The sequence below is a fragment of the Nitrospirota bacterium genome (assembly GCA_030645475.1).
Classification (GTDB): domain Bacteria; phylum Nitrospirota; class Nitrospiria; order Nitrospirales; family Nitrospiraceae; genus Palsa-1315.
In genome coordinates, this window is the sequence record JAUSMA010000069.1 from 393,458 (window position 1) to 410,101 (window position 16,644).

Here is a 16,644-nt window from a genome sequence, read left to right on the forward strand (position 1 = left end):
GCGCGATTGGCCAGTCACGCATGTCCCGCCATTCTCGCTCGTCTCGCGGGTTATTTCACGAACACCTTTTCCCGCTGAATCTTTTCTTGGAGCTTCAATAATCCATCGATTAACGCTTCAGGACGGGGTGGACAACCAGGCACGTACACATCGACTGGAATAATCTGGTCGACGCCCTGGACCACGGCGTAACTATTGTAATGGTTACCGGACGTGGCGCAGGAGCCCATCGAAATGACGTACCGTGGTTCCGGCATCTGGTCGTAGATGCGGCGGATCACCGGCGCCATTTTGCGCGACACCGTGCCGGCGATGATCATGAGGTCGGCTTGTCGCGGCGAGGCCCGAAAGACCCCGGCACCGAATCGATCCAGATCGTAACGCGACGACACGCTTGCAATCATTTCGATGGCGCAGCAGGCCAGGCCAAAGGTCATCGGCCAGAGGGCCGACTTCCTGGACCAATTCACGACCGCATCAAGATTGGTCGTCAGAATATTCGCCTCAAACTGTCGTTCCAAGAAACTCATGTCATCTCCTCTACTCTCTTCAGTTGGAGGGGATTGTCGGGGTGCTCTTCACTGCGCGCGTCGAACGAGGCCTTCTGAGGCGCGCGTTCCGCGAGCACGAAGGGCACCCCGACGGTCGCCTCACTCATCAATCCCACTCCAACGCCCCTTTCTTCCAGGCGTACCAGAATCCGACCAGCAGGATGCTCAGAAATACGAGCATTTCGATCAGTCCAAGCAGGCCGAGCGACTGATACCGGACGGCCCAGGGAATCATGAAAATGATCTCGATATCGAAGATGACGAACAGCATCGCGATGATGTAGTAGCGCATCGGAAACTGAATGCGCGCGTCTGAAAACAACGGGCTTCCGCTTTCATAGGGCGTCAGCTTGGCTCGATAGGGACGGCTTGGTCGGACAAGCCAGCCGGCGCCAAGCTGGACAGCCGCAAAGACAATGGCAATGCCGATAAACAGGAGAATCGGTATGTAATTCTCTGGAATGGCGGTGTTACCCATTTTCGTTACGCCTGTAGGCTAGGGGTGAGGGGCGAGCGGCTAGAGGGAAGACTCCGACCCATCGCCTCGTGCTTCTCGCTTCGTGCCTGGTTCGTCGTTAGTGCCGAGCCAAAGAAGGGTTTGAACTTCAGCCCGTCAAGGTCCGGTCGTTCAACCCCGCAATGCTGCATCAGAATCTTGAAGGTCCGTCCCATTCCGTCCGGCTTAAGGAGATGGATAGCTGCGCCGAACTCCGGACTCTCCGGGTCGAGTTGGCCGATCATCTCTTCCACCCCGAGCCCCATGAGAAAACTCATCTGATTTGTAAAGCCTGTCACCGCCAAGCCGGTGGCGGCTCCGACAGTCGCCAGGCTGGTGAAGTCCACATGAGCGGTCATATCCTGTTGTCCGACACGCACATAGGGTACATCGCCGGTCAACTGTTGGTGGTAGCAGAGGAATGTGCCGTCCTTCCGCTCCGGTCCGTACAAATCTTCTGCCGTATGACCATAGTCGATCGTCACCACGAATCCGCGATCGATCCGTTGCGCGACTTGTGCCATCCACTCCAATGCCTGGAGGTTGATCTCGGTTCGGTACCCGTCCGGCCAGCTCAGTTCGAGCTTCTGGATATATTGATCGAGCGCAGGATTCGACAGAGGCTTGAGACATTCCTCAAAGCGTCCATCCCGATAGTCGACGAAGAGTTCTTGTGCCTGACCGGCGACCATTTGAATGCGGTGAACCGGGAAGGCATCCACGAGTTCATTGCTGAAGAAGAGGCCGGTCACGCCCTGAGGGGCGAGGGCGTCCAGTCCTTCGATCCAGGCGACCTGTCCTGGCTCGCGTAGCCAAGGGGCCAAGTTCTGTCGTTGGAGTCCCTGCATCGCAGGGCTCCGTTCGATCAGCACGTAGCGAACGCGCGCGGCGAAGTCGTCCTGCTTGGCATGGATCGCCGCCAGACAGTCCCGGGCGAGCAAGCCTTTCCCTGCGCCCATTTCAACGATCGTAAAGGGAGTGGGGTGACCCAATAATTCGTCCATTTGCCGGGCCTGCGCCGCAATGGCGCGGCCAAGAATCGGATGCACATCGGAGCTGGTGTAGAAATCGCCGGACCACCCGATGCGTTCATGGTCCGCACCGTCCGGTTGGCGCATGTAATAGCCGTAGTGAGGATGATAGAGGGCCAGTTCCATGAAACGGACGAAGGGAATGGGTCCGTTCCCGATGATCTCGGACGAAATAGCAGCGACGAGTTCAGGATGTCCCAATGACACAGACCACTCCTTCGGCTCTGTGAAGACAGCTCGAACCAACCCGAGAAAACGGGCAGACTATGCCTGCATCTCAGGGAGGGGAAAAGAGGCGTAGATTAACTTTCCAGTCGCCGCTAAGTCAAGGCAAGATCAGGGGGAATCTCTGGCAGATAGCGCCTTTCCGGCCATGTCAGGCCGGTCTCTTTGGAGAGATGAAAGATGCGCCGGATAAGTAGTCGGAAGGGGATTAGTATAGGCTTGCTGTCAGCTTATATTCCGTGGCATTTCTTGTATTTTTTCCCGCTGCCGCAGTGGCAGGGGTCGTTACGGCCGACTTTGTCGTCGCTTCGCTGAACCGTCTGAGGCGCGACCGGTTCTTCTCCGCGATTGAGAGTGAAGGTGGGTTGGGGACGCGAGATGACGGGTGGCGGCGGTGGCGGCGCTGAGGGTTGGCCTTCGTTCCGGACTGCCTGGACGTGAAAGAGCCGGTCGAGTGCGTCGGATTTGACCCGTTCCATCATGCCCGCAAAGAGATCGTAGCCCTCGCGCTTGTACTCGATGAGCGGATCTTTCTGTCCGTAGCCGCGCAGGCCGATTCCGTCGCGGAGATGATCCATTCCCAGGAGGTGGTCCTTCCAATGGTGATCGACGACCTGGAGCATGAAGTTTTTTTCCAGGAAACGCATCAAATCTGAGCCCAGTTCCTGTTCTCTCTTGTCGTAGGCATCGCGCACTTGTGCGCGGAGGTCTTCGATCAAGGCATCGCGTCCCATGTCGCGGAGCGCTTCGGCGCCGTCGCTCTTGCCATGGGTGATGTCGAGGGCGAACTGGCTATGCATAAGTTCCGCGAGCCCCTTGATGTCCCATTCTTCGGGGTATTGTTCAGCCGGGCAATAGATGTTCAGGGCGGAGTCTACCAGGCCGTCCATCATGTCGCGCAGGTCGTCTTTCAGATTCGTTCCGCCCAGGACGGCGCGCCGGTGTTGGTAGATCACCTCGCGCTGCTTGTTCATGACGTCGTCGTATTCGAGCAACTGTTTCCGGATTTCAAAGTTGTGGGCCTCGACCTTCTTTTGAGCGTTGGCGATGGCTCTGGTGACCATGCCATGCTCGATCGGGACGCCTTCTTCCATGCCGAGCTTGAGCATCAGTTGGGAGACCCGCTCGGAGGCGAAGATGCGCATCAGGTCGTCTTCCAACGACAGATAAAATCGTGACGAGCCGGGGTCGCCTTGGCGGCCGGCGCGGCCCCGGAGCTGGTTGTCGATCCGGCGGCTTTCGTGACGTTCAGTTCCGAGAATATGGAGTCCGCCTGCCGCGATGACCGCCTGCTTGTCCTTCTCGCAGTCGGACCGGATCTCTTCGAAGATTTCCTGCTTGCGCGCGTCGGGGAGGTTCTCTTCCCGATAGAGGATCTGTTTGAACATGAAGTCGGGGTTGCCGCCGAGGAGAATGTCCGTGCCGCGGCCCGCCATGTTGGTGGCGATGGTGACGGCGCCCTTGCGGCCGGCCTGGGCGATGATCTCGGCTTCCCGTTCATGCTGCTTGGCGTTGAGGACGTTATGCTTGACGCCGTTCCGGCCCAAGATGCCGGCGAGCCGCTCCGATTTTTCGATGGAAATGGTGCCGACCAGGACGGGTTGGCCGCGCTCGTGGCATTCCTTGATATCCTCGACGATCGCGGCGAACTTCTCTTTCTCGGTCCGGTAGACGACGTCGGCGTAATCCAGCCGGACCATCTTGCGATTGGTCGGAACCACGTTGACGTCGAGATTGTAGATCTTGGCAAACTCCGCCGCTTCCGTGTCCGCTGTGCCGGTCATGCCGCCGAGCTTCTTGTACATCCGGAAATAGTTCTGGAAGGTGACCGAGGCCAACGTTTGATTCTCGTTGGCAATTTTGACGCCTTCTTTGGCTTCGACGGACTGGTGCAGGCCGTCGCTCCAGCGGCGCCCCGGCATAAGCCGGCCGGTGAATTCGTCCACAATGATGACTTCGCCGTCCTTCACCACATAGTCCACATCCCGTTTGTAGAGGGCATAGGCCTGGAGTGCTTTGACGACGTGATGGACGAGATCCATATGGTCGGGATCGTAGAGATTGTCCACGCCGAGCAACTGTTCGACCCGGACGTTGCCTTCTTCGGTCAACGACGCGGTCTTCGTCTTTTCCTCAACCGTGTAGTCGTGTTCGGGCTTCAGCTGCGGGATGATCGCGTTGATGCGGTAGTAGAGATCGGTCGTTTCATCCGTCGGACCGGAGATAATCAAGGGTGTGCGGGCTTCGTCGATGAGAATACTGTCGACTTCGTCCACGATGGCGAAGTTCAACTCGCGCTGCACGCACTGAGCGAGATCGGTGACGACCAGGTTGTCGCGAAGGTAATCGAACCCATACTCGTTATTGGTGCCGTAGGTGATGTCGGCACGATAGGCCTCGGGCCTCGTGCAGGGGCGGAGCGACTGGAGCCGCTTGTCGGAGGCGTCATAGGCCGGATCGTAGAGAAAGGAGGCATCGTGTTGGATGATGCCCACCGAGAGTCCCAGGGCATGGTAAAGGATGCTCATCCATTGTGCATCGCGCTTGGCGAGGTAGTCGTTCACCGTGATGAGGTGCACGCCCTTCCCTTCGAGCGCATTCAGATAGACCGGCAGCGTCGCAACCAGGGTCTTCCCTTCGCCGGTCTTCATTTCGGAGATGCGGCCCCGGTGGAGGATCATGCCGCCGATCAACTGTACGTCGAAATGGCGCATGTTCAGCTTGCGGCGGGACATTTCACGGCAGACCGCGAACGCCTCCGGCAGGATATCGTCCAGCGTTTCGCCGGCCGCAATGCGTGCCTTGAACTCCGGGGTTTTGTCCGCGAGCGCCTGATCGGAGAGCGGCGTCAGGCCGGATTCCAGGCTATTGATCCGCTCCACCGTTGGGCGGAGCGCCTTGATTTCACGATCGTTTTTGCTGCCGAAGATCAGATTGAGTAATTGCGTAACCATAGTGCTGTTGATCGGAACGAACGCCGATGCCTCCGAAAGTAATCTGCGCAGTATACAGGATCTTTCCCCTGAATCCTACAATCCAATCAGCAGAGGCTCAGGTGTCGAGTTGTCGGCTTGACAGGTCTAGCGAATCTCCATTAGCATTCGGTTGAATCACTCGGTCTCTATTGCGATGAACCACACCGTTCTCAAATATGTGTCGATCCTGCTCGTGTGCTGTGTCCTGTCCGTCGGCGGATTGGCCCAGGCGCAGTCGGTCGAACATGCCGGACACCATGCCCATCACCAGGCTGCCACCCATGGTACCGTGCTGTGCTCCTGGATGTGTGCCGCCGGGACGGTGCTCGATAGTGCGGTCGTTCCGTTTGAAGCCGAACTCAGTCCGATTGCCCTCCTCACGCTTCCCCATGCTGCGCAGCCCTCGATTGAGCTGTGCCAGACTTCTCCCAGCCGCGCCCCTCCGTCGTTCTCTCTATAGTTTTCGTTGCTCATGTGGCCCGCAACCGGGCACATTCCGTCTCTTATGCAGCCCACTGAGTGGGCTGTAGGGGAGGCGGATAGGGACGATTCTTCTAGAGAGAAAGGGCTCGTGTCATCATGGTAGGAACCAGGTTTTTCCTCGGATGTATTCTCAGTCTCGCAGTCATCTTCTCCTTATGGACTGGCCTCCAACCCGCACAGGCATCGTGCGGAGCGGTGTCATGTTTCGTCGTCATCGGGTCGCAGCAACAGGTGCCTCAGGAAGGCGTGCTGACTATCAATGGCACGTACAACTATACCCCCATGCGATTGCTGAGCGGCACCAACGGCCTGATCCCGGCTGCAAATCAAGCCAATCAACGGTTGATTCTCGATCACCATCAAGAAACCCGAACGATCACCCAGACCTATACCCTCGACATGAATTACGGCATCACTGATCGATTTGCCATGCAGGTGTCGGTGCCTTATTTGAAGCGTAAGCATCAGCACCTTGATGGGGTCGGGGAGTCGCTCGACGAGTTTGGTGAGAACACGAATTTCTCAGACAACGGAATCGGAGACGTGCGGCTCACGGCGAAATATAACGTGTTACCGACACTGCGGAACATGCTGGTCCTGGGATTCGGAATGGATCTGCCGACCGGTGACACGCGAGCACGGGATAGCGGGGGAGGCGTTCTTGAGTCGTCAGGGCAGCTGGGACGAGGCAATGTCGGCTTAATCGGCTCGATCTATCAGACCTATGAGCTGATTCCCCACCGGCTGAATGAATTTGCCTATGGCAGCTACCGCCATACCTTCCGCAATCGAGACGGCTATCAATTCGGCGACGAGTTTCTCTTCAATTTCGGATTCAATCTCGTGACCCTACCCTGGCTGGTCGTGACCAATCAATTCAACTACCGTTATCTTGTTCATGACAATGTGAGGGCCAACCTGGAGCAATCGGCTCCTCCCTTTGCGGGAGAGGAGCCGTCCGTGATCGACCCGGCCGTCATGAATCGCCGGGTACCCAACACCGGTTCGACGTATTTTGCCTATACGCCAGGATTCCAGGTCAGCCTCGGCGATCTTGTAAAGTCTTCCTGGACCGATGCGACGTCGGTGTATTTTTACACGCAGATTCCGGTTGCCCGTGACGCGAACAACAATCTCGCGCAGGGCACCAGCTTCGTGTTCGGCATTTCGAAATCGTTCCAGTTGATCAAGCCGGGCGTCTAAGGTGTTCAAGCCGGTCGACCGAATGGAGGGGCTGATGAAGAAGATGTTTAATGTCGCAATGATGGGGCTGGTGGCAGCCGCCTGTCTCTACAGCGCGGTCCTTGTACCGTGGGCGTGGAGCATGGGCTCGCGCGTTCCGGTGGTTGGCATGCCAGCAGAAGATTTTCGCCTGGTCGACCTGGATGGCCAAGCGCAGAGCCTTAGCCAGTATCGCGGCAAGATTGTGCTGGTGAACTTCTGGGCCACCTGGTGCAAGCCCTGCACGACCGAAATGCCGGCTATGCAGGCCAGCTTCGACAAGCTCCGTGACAAAGGGTTCGTGGTGCTGGCGATCAATGAATTGGAAGACGATGTGAAAGTGCGCGAACACATTAAGCAGTACGGCCATACGTTCCCGGTCCTCATGGATCGCAACAACAAAGTCGCCAACCAGTTCGGGGTGTTTGGATTGCCAGTCAGCGTTTTTATTGATGAGAAGGGTATTGTGCAAGAGTACCTCAAAGGCGGGCTCCTGACTGAAGAGAAAATTTATCAAACGGTCCAACGTATTCAAGGACACAAGCCGATGCAGGCGGCATCGGCCCGGTAGGATGGCGTGATTCGACTCAATCGACAGATTTTCGTTCTGCCCCTGGTAGCCTGCCTGCTGCTGGTGCCTGCGCTCGCGTCGCCGGCAACTGTGGCCCATGAGACGCAGCATGCTCACCATAAGGCGGCGACCCATTCCTCCGCGCTCTGTTCGTGGTTTTGCGGGGTGGGCCAGGGATTCGATCTTGCGGATTCTGTCTTCGTTCCGACTATTGTTTTTCTCGTAACCCTCGATATTGAAATGGCCGACCAGGCCGATGCGGCTGTCTCTGTTTTCTCCCTCTCTCGCGGTCCACCCTCATCTTTTTCTCTCTCGTATTAATTAGGTCGTTCAGTCCGTGACGGGAGCAGGCGTAACCTCTTTATTTTAGGGGGGCGCCTCGAAGTCCTCGCTGACCGTGCCTAACCGGCAATGTACTGATCTGTCGACCCCTCATACGACCGGACCTTTAAGGTCCGGTGATGAAGGAACGCCGGCGGCGCAGGCGCATATTCCTAACTTTTTCACGAGGCACTCGGGGTGAGTGCAGGGGGTGAATCATGGACGCAATTCTCGCATTGCAACAAAAGCGGCTGCTCCGTGTCGACGAAGCCGCCAGAATTTTGAACGTCAGCCGGTGGACGGTATATCGGTGGGTGGAAGCGGGACGTCTCGGTGGGACTCGAATCGGAGCGGGCAGTCTCCGGATCTTCAGTGAGACGGTGGCCGCCTTGATTGATCACCACTGCGTCGGGGTGCCGGTCGCAGCGGTAGTGCCTCAGGGGTCCCAAGCTTTGGAGGGAACGACCGGATTGAGGAGGCGTCAACCTCTCGGCGCCGATAGAGTCCGGCCTCGGCAACAGGCTACTCTGTGACCATGACGGTGATTCGACGGCCTTTCTTGGCGGCGGGCGCACTCATCATATTGATGCTGAGTGCGGTAGGGATGGAAGCGCCGGTAGAGGCATCGTGCGGCTCGGTCAGTTGTTTCGTCGTCATCGGGTCGCAACAACAGGTTGCGCCGACCGGTGTGTTGACGATGAATCTGAACTACACGTATACGCCCAATGAAATCCCGCCGGATGGTGTCGCGACCATCCCGTTTGCCAACCAGCAGACGAAACAATTGATTCTGGCCAACTCTCAGGTCAGCCAGCTGTCCACGTTGGTCAGGACCGCCACGCTGGATATTAACTACGGCCTGACCGAGCGGATGGGACTTGCGGTGATGGTTCCGTACAAGTCCGTCAACGCGATCGGGCAGATCGGCGCCGGAGCCGTCTCCAATACTAACGATAAGGGAATCGGCGATGTGATGGTGAAAGTGAAATACAACATGCTTCCGACCCTCCGCAGCATGCTTGTCTTTGAAATGGGAGTCTATCTCCCGACCGGGGATTATGGGCATCAAGGGGCTCCCGGCCAGCTTGCCGAATCGACGCTCCAGATCGGCCGCGGCGCCTTCGGCTTCCAGCCCGGATTCTACCAGACCTATGAAGTGTTGCCGCACCGGCTGAATCAGTTTTTGTCCGGGAACTGGCGCTACAGCCTGCGCAATTCCGACGGCTATCAATTCGGCCAGGAATATTCTCTCAATGCCGGAATGAATATGGTCACCGTGCCCTGGCTGACGCTCACGGAGCAGATTAATTTTCGCTATAAGACGAAGGATAGTATTCAGGCTGCTCTATATGAATTCAGGGGCGCGCCGTTCAACCGCGCGGTGTTGCTGGATGGGAACATCATCGACCGTCCGGTTCCCACCACGAACAGTACATACGTGGCCTTTTCAACGGGCGCCGTCGTCAACGTGTTCGATTACGGTCAGCTCTATTTCATCGTGCAGCTTCCCCTCTACCGCGATTTTAATGGGAACCTGCAACAAGAGATCAGCTATGTGTTTGGGATGACGAAGTCCTTTGCGACACCGCCGCTGTTTTAGGCGGGCGCAGAGCAATGTGCCGGACGGAGGTTTCGATGAGGATGTCAACGTGCCCCGCCATTGCGATGAACAGGCCTCTCTGGAACCCGCGCTCGTTCGCTCGCCATGGGCTCTGTTCAGTCCTTCTGTTGCTGACAGCCTGTGGGGGCGGTGGCGATAGCGGTCCACAAGCCAATTCGCCACTCTCGACGCCGATGGCGCTGATCGTCAATCAGGACGACACGACGATGACCACGGTCAGACTCGACGGGAAGCAGTCTCCCGTCATCGGCACGCTCTCGCTCGGGCCGGCGCAGCCTAACGCGATCGGCGGTGTGACCTTTTCACTCGGCGAGTGGATTTTTGTCACGAACACGGCCACCAACAAGGTCGCCGCGATCGATCCGATCGGGAGCCTGGCGCCGATTCTCGAGGATTTTTTAGACGTGAATGGCCCGGTCAGACTCGGCCAGCGTCCGGTACGCATCTATCGGGATCCGGTCGACAAGGAAGTGCTCTTGACCATGAACGAGGGAGACCCGGTCACCGGCCTCGATACGGTCAAGCCCTGTCCCAACGGAGGTTCGGTCACGGCCCTTCACAATTCGCACCTGAGTGCCGGAGGAGAAAAACCACATGTCACGACAACGACGTGTCTCTCCGGCAAAGGGGAGCACTTTGCCGCCTTCTCCAGGCCGACAGCGGCCGCGCCGAACCGGCTTGAGATCGCGTTCGTGTCGAGTAAGACGACGGGACTGCTCAGCCTGCTGCTCGCCGATCCCGCCTATGGCGTCGTCCGATGGAACGAGTCGATTGTGAAGATCGATCTGTGCGACAGTGCCGAGGAGCAAGCGCTGGGGTTTTCGGCCTGTGACGGGACTGTGGCGACTCCGAATCATGCCGCCCCGGGCGGGATGTTCTGGTCGCAAGCGACGGGGAAGATCTACAGTTATCTGTCGGGCTACGGCACGGTGGTGGAAATCGATCCCGATACCTTCAGCATTACCAGAAGAGTGGCTATTACCCCTCCCCTGCCGAGTCATACCCTATTTCATTCAGTCGGCATTACGCCGAACGGGCAGTCCCTGTTCTTAGTCGGGGAGGACATAACCTCCGATCTCACGCAGGTCATCGGGCGATTTGGGTCTATTGATCTGACCGCGCCGGTTCTCTCAGCGACAGAGCTCTCCTTTCCTCAATTGAGCGGCATCAGACCGGCGCGCTTCCAGTTCACGCCGGACAGGGTGCGGCTCTATATGACGCAATCGAACGATGTCAGCAATTTGAACCCAGCGCAAGCCGCGAGTCTGAGGAGGGACTTGCTGTTCATCTTCGATCCATCATTCATTTCTCTTGTTACCGAACTGGCCTTGCCGCCCGCGGAGATGCATGCCATGGATCTCTGGATCACCGGCCCGCAAGGGGCCGGATCGGCGAAGGGAGTTGTGGTCACGAACGCGACGGCTGGTGTCAACGGCACGGTCTCGCTGATTAATGCGGCGACCAATACAATTACGGGGACGATCCAGGTCGGGCGTAATCCGAAACAGGTGACCGTGTATTACGTCGGCTTGGCGGCAAACGATAACCAGGCGACGCCGATTTGGTAAGGCATCGTTCTGAGGTAACTACTCAGGTAGGTAATCTGAAGGCTGTTAGGGGCAGAAACCAACTTCAGTCTTCAGCCTGAATCCCTGTTTATCGGGCAGAAGTTGCATGGCCGGTTTCTGCATCGAGAAGTAGTTCCACGAGTCTGGCCATCTGGCTATCTTGCTCCCGATGCTTCTGCGCAAGCCTGGCCGGGGGGTCGCCGAGCGATCGGTCCGAGGGGGAGACGGGCAACGACATCGCGGAGCTGCCCGTCGGACGTGACCGTCCCCGCATCGGGTTGTAGAGCGGATCGCCGAACAAGACCATCCGCCAACTGACATAGCGGCTTGTCAGGTAATAGACTTCTGACAGCGAGTACTTCCCCGTCAGCAGCAGCGTTGTAAAGCGAGTCGGTTCAGGAAACGCATCGAGGTAGGGCTCTCCCACCGAGCCGAGCGTGGCCGTGATCCCCCGCTCCAACGCATTCTTGCACCACCCGCGTTCGCCACGATCATGCACCGTGATTGCTTCAGCCGACGCCATGTGATAGCCAATGGCGCCGGGCTTAAAGGTAAAGGCATCTTCATAGGACCGGAGCCTGTACCAACCGATGTACAGCGCGACATCTGGAGCCGCGCCAGGTTGGCTGAGCGTCGCCTCAACATTATCCAACACAACTCGGTATTCTGAGCGTTGTTTCACCACCTCAGCTGCATCCCGCAGGCTTTGATCGTAGATGCCGTAGGTATCAGCTGCGTCTTTGGCTTTCAGTCCGCGCGCGTCGAAGTACACAGTGCCTTGCAGTCCTGAGCGTTCCGCCTGCAGCGCCCGATCCACGAGCCCTTTCGCCACCTCAGCCGTCGGCCCATCCAGCCGGCTGACCATGAGAATGGGCAGATCGTCCGGGTTCAGAGCCGAGTTCTGAAACAAGGGGTTCGCCCAGCGCCAGGCAACGGGGTAGAGGTTTCGATCCCACCACAAGAGACTCAGTTCGCTGTCGAGACTCGCATCGGCATAGGTGTAAGTGAGCAGATCCACCTCGGCACTCGCCAGTTCGAGCGCCCCGCGTAGCCCGAAGAGTTGCTCCGTCCAGCGGTAGATGAGCTGCCGTTGAGACCGGATCGGCTCGCGGCCAAATCCTTCCCAGTAGGGACTGGTCTGTTCGAGGAGCCTTCGCCAGGCAGCCATTGTCGGGTTGTCGGTGGAGATATCGGGCCGGGCAGTTCCCGTCCCTTTCTGGAGGAGAATGCCCCATCCACCGTATTGCTGGGTGAGTTGAAGTAATTCCGGCAGCGCTCGCTCCGATTCCGATGGAGGAAGTCGTTGCACATGCTCCACGGCAGCTCGCCACGCCTGATTGACGTGTGGCAGGAACGCCACCGTTCGCGCCATTTCAAGGATTTCCTGGGCCGGTACATTCGTCGGATGGTCGGATTGCGGTAAGTCTGGTGTCATCTGTTCGAACGCGCTCCGGATGTGCCCCAATCTTGTGCGACTGGCCTTCACCCAACTCTGAGCCTCTGTCAGCCAGGCCTTTTCATCTTTGGACAGAATGGGCGCGTCAATACGGAGCGGCACGCCATAGGTCGTGACGACGACACGAATGGACGAGGCCAGGTCCCGTTCTTTTAGCGCACGGCGAAGCGGGCTCACGACCAGGTCGTCGTACTCCTGTCGAGTGAGGTTGTCGCGAAACGGGAGATCGAGCCGGACAATATGGTCGGTCGGCACACCGCGTTGTGCCGCATAGTGCGCCGCTACGGCCAGGCTCTCCGGACTCTTGGCATTGGTGAGGATGACGACCTGCTTCGGCTGCAGTTCTGCATGCGCAGGATGGGCGAATAGGCCTGCATACAGCAAGAGGGTCAATAGAGTGGTGTGAGGCAAAGGTGGTCTCATGGATTCATCGATTACTGTACCTGAGATGCGTTGAGTGGAGAAAGGGCACTGAGCGACGCAAGCGTGCGGGATGATGCCGAATGGGGCTCAATCAGCAGAAAAACCTACCCCGCGAACGGTGGGACAGTCGGAGTCCTGGGGGCCGGCGTCTTGTCAGGTGAAGAGGATCCTCGTTCGCTGAGGCCAGAGTCAGGGCTCTAGGAACTTTTTCTGAGGTGGACCTCCCTCTGCTCCGACTGCCTGAATCTCTGTGAGCTGGTCGCCGGGCGCGATGCCGCGCGGTGAACCGGGACCGTTCGGAACGAACAGTTGCGGATGATCGAACGGGGCTTTCTGGAAACGCACCCGCTCGTCGGTCAATGACACAAGCCATGCTTCGAGCGCCTGCCGCTCGTCCGTCGTGAAATCGATGAACGGCATCGGTTCGATGAAGATGCCGTCGAGCGTCTCCAGCTCTTCATGCGAATCCCCGCCGTGGTTGTAGAACTCGATGACCGCCGGCAGATCGACTTGGCCGCCGTTGTGAAAATAAGGCGCCGTCAGCTCGACGTTCCGCAGGCCCGGTACCTTGAAGGCGCCGTCGACGACGATGGGCTCAGGGGGCGGCGGGTTCAACCGCTTTACCGTGGAGAGCCAATTGCCCAGTTCATCCTTCGCGCCCAGGCTCAGATCCTGAAGCGTTCCCTGCACGGCGATGTTGTTGAAGCCCCGGTCCGCGGCTTGTCCGTCTCGGATGCGGGTCGGACTGGCGCGCACCTGGCGGACCGAGGCGCCGGTCATCTCCGCGCCTTCGTGGCAGTTGATGCAGCGGCCGCGCGTCTGGCTGCGAAAAAGATCCACCCCGAGTTGGGCTTGCGGACTGATGGCGGTGGGATGACCGTCCATGAAACGGTCGTAAGGCGAATCATCGGCCACCAGAGTGGCTTCGTACATCTGGACGGCCAGGCCGAAGAAGAGGGCGAAGTTGTATTGGATCAGTGTGTACTCGTTCGTCGTCGGGTCCTCGTCTTCTCGATCCACCACCGTGGTCAGGCCTTGCGCGTCCACCCGGATGAGCTTGGGCGACTGCCACCACTGGCGATGAAAGGCCTGCCGGATCATTTCGGTGTAGCTCCCGATCCTCAGCCCCTTCTGGGGCGACTGGCTGAATGGACCGAGCACGCTGTCGTCCGGATGGACGAGTTGCAAGGCCAGCGGGCGCAGGTTGAACGCGGGCTGCCCGGGACGAATGCCCCAGCGTGCGAGCTTCTTTCCGATGTCGCGCATGGTCCGGCCGCGGGCGGACATTTCGAACTCATTGACCGGCGGGCCAACCGCTTGCGAGGCGAGACTGGAGTCTTCCAGTCGCACCTGAACGGGAACGGGATGGCGGGGATCGTCGGCGCGATAGACGCGGGCGTTCGGATCGCGGTCACCCAGGCCGTTCACGCCGTTGAAGACATTGTCGGCCCGGCCGTCCCAGAATTGGCGATGGTTGAAGACGGCGTTGATCACGGTCGGTGTATTGCGTGGCTCGACGCGGCGGGTATTGAGCGATCCCGCGCGGAAGCCGTCCGGGTCCGGTTCCGGGCGGGTGAGATCGGCCGGTCCATTGCTGACGCCGAGGAATACGGAATTTCGCACCCCTTGTGACGACAGGATGTCGTTGCTGAACGGGAAAAATGGAAAGTTCGCGGCCTTAACCTGACCGACAGGGCCAAGGTTATTGTAGAAGGTGGTGTCGGGATTCGGCGCACCGGCCGGCGTGATGCGTTTCAGACCCGGCGACAGCTGATTCTTCGAGCGAGTGTCGGCCATGCCGGAGCTGAAGTGGCAGCTGGCGCAGGCCGTCATGCCGTCGCTGCCGACTTGCATATCCCAGAATAACGCTTTGCCGAGCCGAATCGCGGCCTGCCGGTCCTTCACGAAGTCGCCGAGATTCGCCGGCTCCGGAACCGGCACGGTCTTGAGCGACGGCGGGCGGGGCGGATCGCCGGGCGCGGGCACCTGAGAAGAGGCTGTGTCTGCGGCCATGGCGATCGTCCCGAGTACCAGGGCGATGCCGACGCGAGCGAGAGTTGTGGTCACGGTCATTCTTCCAGAGTTTTAGAGGACCTGTTCCTGTACCGCCCGACCGCGCCAGGATCACGTACTCCCGGATGATGCCTAAACTGACCGATCAAACCGTTTCCTTGCACTAAACAACAAGCTTGCCAATCCGCTGCCGAACAGCCAAGCGGCGGCGGGGAGAGGGACGGGGGCCACGCTGCCGGGTACCACGGCCATGACGTTGCTGTAGGCAGGGCGTCCGGCCGTAGAATCGAAGAAGGTCCTGTTCCCGATCGTCCCGCCAAGCATGTTCGCAAAATTGACATTCGTCTCGCTGGTCAGGTCCGAGGTCCAGAAGAAAGGCGGGACGAATTCAAACGGCGGCGCGGCACCCACCCGACCGGTGCCGAGTTGATTTAGTTGCGCAATCAGATTTTGAGCTTCCGCAGTAGTCGGTAGTCGCCAATCGGAAACAGTTTGGCTTCCATGCTGGGACGTGAAACCGTCGGCCCAGGCAGTCGCTGCCCACCAGCTGCCCACCCACCGACCAAGCCCCGAATCATAATTGAGATCGTTGGCGGCAATCGTGTAGGGAGCGCCCAGCGAAGGCGTCACGACCGTCCCCAGGAGCGGTCCTGTATAAGGGTTGCCGGTGGGGTTGGAAGTCGAGCCTGCGACGTTATTGGTAAAGGTCAGTCCGCTGGAGAGCCAGGTCACATTGGATACGTTATCGTAGATTAGCCCATTGCCGGCATCGATCAAGGCTGCCTGAGATGTGTCGACTAGAGTCAGAAAAATAAACAACAAGGCGATGGCCAGCGGTGTCTTCCCCTTAGACATGTTCACTCCTTTCGATCGGATCATCAAAGAAAGTCTCACGACTCTGATTCCTTACGCGATTCGTCGGACGTCCGCGGCCGACGGCATCGAATACGTGCGCCGGCTATCAGCCCTGCTACGCTGCTGCCGAACAGCCAGGCGGCGGCGGGGAGGGGGACGGGGGCGACGCCGCCGCGAAAATTGCCGCCGAGAAATGCCGCGCCTTCGGTTCCGCCGTCGGTCACGCCGGGAAATGCGAATACACTGGTGGTCGAGTAGCGCACGTCGATGACGGTGATATGAGGATCGACGAGACCGTTGCCGCCGAATAAGGCCGTCGCGAGTTCTCCCGATAAATACGAGCCCACAATGTACTCGGTGCCGGGATTGAGGGTTGTCGGTGTGATTGAGGTAAAGCGAAAATGCCCGTCCAGCTCAGAGGCTGCTCCGGCCGCTACAGTCGCCTGCGCGAGAGGGGTGCCGCCGGATGCGAGCCAGAGCCCAACTTGGGCGGACCCGGCGAGTCCGTCTTGTCCTGAGTCGTAGACGCCCAGCGAGGTCACGGCATAGGGAGTGCTCACGGAAAATTTCCAGCCGAGCGTCCAGGGCGACCCGTCGTACTCGAAATCGATCTGCGTCAGGTTGATAGCGGCAGCCTGGGCCGGTTCGGAATAGTTTGAGACCCCCAGTATCGCTGCGAGGCAGAATGCACTGACAGACCGTGCCACAATCATGACGGCTCCTTGGCGTAACGATGTTCCATCGCCTCAGTGAAAACGAGAATCGGGTCGAGCCGGTGGAACGCTAGTTGGTGACTCGACCAGATTCCTGGTCACACTGATGGGGACGGGTTCC

At 58.8% G+C, this 16,644-nt stretch carries 16 protein-coding genes; 7 read left to right on the forward strand and 9 right to left on the reverse strand.

Going from position 1 to position 16,644, the window contains the following annotated elements:
- Nucleotides 1–50: 50 nt before the first annotated feature.
- From Q7U76_16940 to secA, 5 genes are all read right to left on the reverse strand, one after another.
- Nucleotides 51–530, reverse strand: coding sequence for an NADH-quinone oxidoreductase subunit B family protein (locus Q7U76_16940; GenBank protein ID MDO8358065.1), 480 nt, complete (start codon nt 528–530; stop codon nt 51–53).
- Complete coding sequence (locus Q7U76_16945) at nt 527–658, reverse strand: hypothetical protein (GenBank protein MDO8358066.1); 132 nt, start codon at nt 656–658, stop codon at nt 527–529. Before Q7U76_16945 ends, Q7U76_16940 begins: the two co-directional genes overlap by 4 nt.
- Nucleotides 658–1,029, reverse strand: coding sequence for an NADH-quinone oxidoreductase subunit A (gene ndhC / locus Q7U76_16950; protein ID MDO8358067.1), 372 nt, complete (start codon nt 1,027–1,029; stop codon nt 658–660). Before ndhC ends, Q7U76_16945 begins: the two co-directional genes overlap by 1 nt.
- 5 nt (nt 1,030–1,034) lie before the next feature.
- Nucleotides 1,035–2,285, reverse strand: a complete 1,251-nt coding sequence (locus Q7U76_16955) for an SAM-dependent methyltransferase (GenBank protein MDO8358068.1) — start codon at nt 2,283–2,285, stop codon at nt 1,035–1,037.
- Nucleotides 2,286–2,533: 248 nt separating this feature from the next.
- Nucleotides 2,534–5,257, reverse strand: coding sequence for a preprotein translocase subunit SecA (gene secA / locus Q7U76_16960; protein MDO8358069.1), 2,724 nt, complete (start codon nt 5,255–5,257; stop codon nt 2,534–2,536).
- Between the two features lie 175 nt (nt 5,258–5,432).
- On the opposite strand from secA, the gene Q7U76_16965 reads away from it, so the two are divergent.
- The 7 genes from Q7U76_16965 to Q7U76_16995 all read left to right on the forward strand — a co-directional run bounded on the left by Q7U76_16965 (nt 5,433) and on the right by Q7U76_16995 (nt 11,063).
- Nucleotides 5,433–5,738: a hypothetical protein gene (locus Q7U76_16965; protein ID MDO8358070.1), complete on the forward strand. Its 306-nt coding sequence runs from the start codon at nt 5,433–5,435 to the stop codon at nt 5,736–5,738.
- A 218-nt stretch (nt 5,739–5,956) separates the two neighbouring features.
- On the forward strand, nt 5,957–6,964 hold the full coding sequence (locus Q7U76_16970; GenBank protein MDO8358071.1) for a hypothetical protein: 1,008 nt from the start codon (nt 5,957–5,959) through the stop codon (nt 6,962–6,964).
- A gap of 34 nt (nt 6,965–6,998) precedes the next feature.
- On the forward strand, nt 6,999–7,553 hold the full coding sequence (locus Q7U76_16975; protein ID MDO8358072.1) for a TlpA disulfide reductase family protein: 555 nt from the start codon (nt 6,999–7,001) through the stop codon (nt 7,551–7,553).
- A gap of 6 nt (nt 7,554–7,559) precedes the next feature.
- On the forward strand, nt 7,560–7,874 hold the full coding sequence (locus Q7U76_16980; protein MDO8358073.1) for a hypothetical protein: 315 nt from the start codon (nt 7,560–7,562) through the stop codon (nt 7,872–7,874).
- Between the two features lie 218 nt (nt 7,875–8,092).
- Nucleotides 8,093–8,407, forward strand: coding sequence for a helix-turn-helix domain-containing protein (locus Q7U76_16985; GenBank protein MDO8358074.1), 315 nt, complete (start codon nt 8,093–8,095; stop codon nt 8,405–8,407).
- 2 nt (nt 8,408–8,409) lie between these two features.
- Nucleotides 8,410–9,474 carry a transporter gene (locus Q7U76_16990; GenBank protein ID MDO8358075.1) on the forward strand — a complete coding sequence of 355 codons (1,065 nt, stop codon included), beginning with the start codon at nt 8,410–8,412 and terminating at the stop codon, nt 9,472–9,474.
- Nucleotides 9,475–9,509: 35 nt separating this feature from the next.
- Nucleotides 9,510–11,063, forward strand: a complete 1,554-nt coding sequence (locus Q7U76_16995; GenBank protein MDO8358076.1) for a hypothetical protein — start codon at nt 9,510–9,512, stop codon at nt 11,061–11,063.
- Between the two features lie 88 nt (nt 11,064–11,151).
- Here the strand turns inward: Q7U76_16995 and Q7U76_17000 are convergent, their stop codons facing one another.
- From Q7U76_17000 to Q7U76_17015, 4 genes are all read right to left on the reverse strand, one after another.
- Entirely contained in the window at nt 11,152–12,942 is a 1,791-nt protein-coding gene (locus Q7U76_17000; protein ID MDO8358077.1) for a TIGR03790 family protein, read from the reverse strand.
- 189 nt (nt 12,943–13,131) lie between these two features.
- Complete coding sequence (locus tag Q7U76_17005) at nt 13,132–15,009, reverse strand: cytochrome c peroxidase (protein MDO8358078.1); 1,878 nt, start codon at nt 15,007–15,009, stop codon at nt 13,132–13,134.
- Between the two features lie 78 nt (nt 15,010–15,087).
- Nucleotides 15,088–15,810, reverse strand: coding sequence for a hypothetical protein (locus Q7U76_17010; GenBank protein MDO8358079.1), 723 nt, complete (start codon nt 15,808–15,810; stop codon nt 15,088–15,090).
- A 35-nt stretch (nt 15,811–15,845) separates the two neighbouring features.
- Entirely contained in the window at nt 15,846–16,523 is a 678-nt protein-coding gene (locus tag Q7U76_17015; GenBank protein MDO8358080.1) for a DUF4082 domain-containing protein, read from the reverse strand.
- Nucleotides 16,524–16,644: the final 121 nt, after the last annotated feature.

What these genes read in the sequence shown, in the direction of transcription:
- Q7U76_16940 (MDO8358065.1), bottom strand. Translation starts at nt 530, where the DNA reads ATGAGTTTCTTGGAACGACAGTTTGAGGCGAATATTCTGACGACCAAT.
- Q7U76_16945 (MDO8358066.1), bottom strand. Translation starts at nt 658, where the DNA reads ATGAGTGAGGCGACCGTCGGGGTGCCCTTCGTGCTCGCGGAACGCGCG.
- ndhC (MDO8358067.1), bottom strand. Translation starts at nt 1,029, where the DNA reads ATGGGTAACACCGCCATTCCAGAGAATTACATACCGATTCTCCTGTTT.
- secA (MDO8358069.1), bottom strand. Translation starts at nt 5,257, where the DNA reads ATGGTTACGCAATTACTCAATCTGATCTTCGGCAGCAAAAACGATCGT.
- Q7U76_16965 (MDO8358070.1), top strand. Translation starts at nt 5,433, where the DNA reads ATGAACCACACCGTTCTCAAATATGTGTCGATCCTGCTCGTGTGCTGT.
- Q7U76_16975 (MDO8358072.1), top strand. Translation starts at nt 6,999, where the DNA reads ATGAAGAAGATGTTTAATGTCGCAATGATGGGGCTGGTGGCAGCCGCC.
- Q7U76_16985 (MDO8358074.1), top strand. Translation starts at nt 8,093, where the DNA reads ATGGACGCAATTCTCGCATTGCAACAAAAGCGGCTGCTCCGTGTCGAC.
- Q7U76_16990 (MDO8358075.1), top strand. Translation starts at nt 8,410, where the DNA reads ATGACGGTGATTCGACGGCCTTTCTTGGCGGCGGGCGCACTCATCATA.
- Q7U76_16995 (MDO8358076.1), top strand. Translation starts at nt 9,510, where the DNA reads ATGAGGATGTCAACGTGCCCCGCCATTGCGATGAACAGGCCTCTCTGG.
- Q7U76_17000 (MDO8358077.1), bottom strand. Translation starts at nt 12,942, where the DNA reads ATGAGACCACCTTTGCCTCACACCACTCTATTGACCCTCTTGCTGTAT.
- Q7U76_17010 (MDO8358079.1), bottom strand. Translation starts at nt 15,810, where the DNA reads ATGTCTAAGGGGAAGACACCGCTGGCCATCGCCTTGTTGTTTATTTTT.
- Q7U76_17015 (MDO8358080.1), bottom strand. Translation starts at nt 16,523, where the DNA reads ATGATTGTGGCACGGTCTGTCAGTGCATTCTGCCTCGCAGCGATACTG.